Origin of the sequence: Actinomadura sp. GC306 (assembly GCF_004348665.1) — a bacterium.
Taxonomy (GTDB): domain Bacteria; phylum Actinomycetota; class Actinomycetes; order Streptosporangiales; family Streptosporangiaceae; genus Spirillospora.
The window spans coordinates 1-2,215 of the sequence record NZ_SMKM01000477.1; the positions used below are offsets into that span (position 1 = coordinate 1).

The 2,215-nt window shown below is 74.4% G+C and carries 4 protein-coding genes; 1 reads left to right on the forward strand and 3 read right to left on the reverse strand.

Annotated elements, in window-relative coordinates; all coding sequences use genetic code 11:
- Positions 1-298: 298 nt before the first annotated feature.
- A complete protein-coding gene (locus tag E1200_RS32755) occupies positions 299-1,387 on the reverse strand; it encodes a glutamate--cysteine ligase (RefSeq protein WP_131956478.1) in 1,089 nt (362 codons plus the stop codon).
- A 188-nt stretch (positions 1,388-1,575) separates the two neighbouring features.
- Here E1200_RS32755 and E1200_RS35330 point away from each other — a divergent pair, with 188 nt between their 5' ends.
- Positions 1,576-1,710, forward strand: coding sequence for a hypothetical protein (locus E1200_RS35330; RefSeq protein ID WP_279485548.1), 135 nt, complete (start codon positions 1,576-1,578; stop codon positions 1,708-1,710).
- A 20-nt stretch (positions 1,711-1,730) separates the two neighbouring features.
- On the opposite strand, the gene E1200_RS32760 is transcribed toward E1200_RS35330, so the two are convergent.
- Entirely contained in the window at positions 1,731-1,913 is a 183-nt protein-coding gene (locus tag E1200_RS32760) for a hypothetical protein (RefSeq protein ID WP_131956480.1), read from the reverse strand.
- 2 nt (positions 1,914-1,915) lie between these two features.
- Positions 1,916-2,125 carry an HGxxPAAW family protein gene (locus E1200_RS32765; RefSeq protein WP_131956482.1) on the reverse strand — a complete coding sequence of 70 codons (210 nt, stop codon included), beginning with the start codon at positions 2,123-2,125 and terminating at the stop codon, positions 1,916-1,918.
- Between the last annotated feature and the right edge of the window lie 90 nt (positions 2,126-2,215).

A 2,215-nucleotide genomic window follows, 5' to 3' on the forward strand; every position in this document is an offset into this window, starting at 1 on the left:
CCGCCCGCCCGGGCGCGAGGGTCATGGTGCGGTCACTCCGTTCGGGGTCCTGTTCTCGGCTCATGTGTTCCCGGTGAACGTGCCCGGCGGACACGATCGCGCGGGACCGGCCCCGCACGCGCATCCCCCGAGGTCAAGCTGATCTTTCCTGACGATGAACACTCCACGACTACCCGAAGATGGCCGTCGAAAAACGGACGATACACGGGAAAACGCGTGCACCAATCATCGAAGCGCTTCCGCGGGCCGCCGAAGCGCTTCCGGGCCGCCGGTGAACGCCGCGGGAGGCTCCCGCCGGTCACCGGTCGCGCAGGATCGCGGCGTCGACCACGTCGGTCAGCCGCCCGCGCCCGCGGTAGGCGCCGCGCTGCCGCTCGGCGCCGGTCCCGTCCGCCAGCAGCCGGCGGACGCCGCCGGCGACGGTGCCGAGGCCGCCGCCGTCGCGCAGCGCCGGGAGCACGTGCGCCAGCAGCTCGCCGGCCAGTTCCCGGTGCGCGGCGGGCCGGCCGGTGCGCACGTCCATGCCCGTCCCGGCGAGGCCGTCCCGCGCGGCCAGCCAGTACGCCGCGCGGAGCATCTCCTGGGGCGGGTCGGGCGCCCGCTCGCCGGCCTCCACCGCGGCGGCCGAGACCTGCACCAGCGCCCGGACCAGCGCGGCGAACGCGGTGGCCTCCGCCGCGGTGGGGGCGACGTCGGCGAGCCGGACCTCCACGGTGGGCAGCCGCGCCGACGGCCGCACGTCCCAGAAGATCGTGCCGGTGTCCATCAGGGCGCCGCAGCCGAGCAGCGTCCCGACGACGTCGTCGTAGTGCGCCGCCGACGCGAAGTACGGCGGCGGGCCCGCGACCGGCCACCGCGCCCACGCCATCACCCGCCAGCAGGCGTGCCCGGTGTCGCGCCCGCACCAGTACGGCGAGTTCGCCGTCAGCGCCAGCAGCGTCGGCAGCCAGGGCCGCAGGTGGTTGCTCACCTGGACCGCGCGCTCGCGGTCCGGCATCTCGACGTGGACGTGGCACGAGCAGATGCTCTGCTCGTCGTCCAGGCCGCGGTAGGTCGCGCGGCTCTCGGCGTAGCGCGGACCGGCGCTGATCGGCGCGGGGACCACCTCGCCCAGCACGGGCGTCCCGGTCGCGGCGAGCCGCACGCCCTCGGCCGCGGCGGCGGCCGCCATCGCCGCCCGCATCGACCGGATGTGCTCGTCGAGCTTGCCGAGGTCGTCGCACGGCGGGGTCTTGGCCTCGGCGACGAAGTCGACCAGCTCGGTGGAGGCGCGCTCGCCGAGCGCGGCGGCGGCTCGCCGCACCACGGCGGCGGCCCGGGGAACGACCTCGCGGGAGACGGGGTCGACGACGAAGTACTCTTCCTCGACACCGAGTCGCAGGGGCATCCCACCACCTCGGGCTCGGGGCGACGCGGGCGCTCACATCACTTCGACCGTACGTCGCCGCCGTCCCGCCCGCACCCGCGGGCGGCCCGCCGCGCGGGCTTCGGGGATTCCTCTTTACCCCCTTTTGATCCGCCGTTCAGCGGGCAGGAAGCGGGGAGGCGCCGCGCGAGGCGAGGAAGGTGGGTCCCATGTCCGGTTCGGCTCTGTTCGGCGTGCTGGCGATCCTGGCGGCCGTCGTGATCTTCATCCTGGTGGGGCTGTTCTACCTGGGCGACCGCAGGGAGAGCGGCGGCCCGCCGAGCGGCTCGGACCCCGGTCCCTGACCCCGGCCGCCGAGCCCGGGTCAGGGGCCGGAGTCGACGAAGAGCAGCCCGAGCGCGATCACGTGGGTGACCACCACGACCCCCATGCTGACGAAGAACAGCAGCTTGGCGGGGGCGTGCGGGAACACCCGGCCCGCCTTGAGCGGCCCGCGCTCGCGCTGCCGCGCGGCGATCCGCTCCTCGATGGGAGGGCGGCCGAACACCGCTACTGCCGCGGCTCGTCGACGACGACGTCGGTCATGATGTCGACGGCCAGGGCGACGATGCCGCCGATCACGGTCACCGCCGCGCCGATCCCGAAGACGACCCAGTCGGGGCCCATGACGATGCCGACGCCGCCGATGACGAACCCGATGAAGATGATGCTCACGGCGACCCAGGACTTGGGGCGCCCGGAGTGGCTGCCAGTCGACATGCGTCTCGTCTTCCTCACACGGTTCCGTTGGGGGCCTACGGCGCCGAACTCTAGCAACGTCCCTTGCCAGAGGCCCCTGCGGGGTGGGCC

What these genes read in the sequence shown, in the direction of transcription:
- E1200_RS32765 (WP_131956482.1), bottom strand. Translation starts at nt 2,125, where the DNA reads ATGTCGACTGGCAGCCACTCCGGGCGCCCCAAGTCCTGGGTCGCCGTG.
- E1200_RS35330 (WP_279485548.1), top strand. Translation starts at nt 1,576, where the DNA reads ATGTCCGGTTCGGCTCTGTTCGGCGTGCTGGCGATCCTGGCGGCCGTC.
- E1200_RS32755 (WP_131956478.1), bottom strand. Translation starts at nt 1,387, where the DNA reads ATGCCCCTGCGACTCGGTGTCGAGGAAGAGTACTTCGTCGTCGACCCC.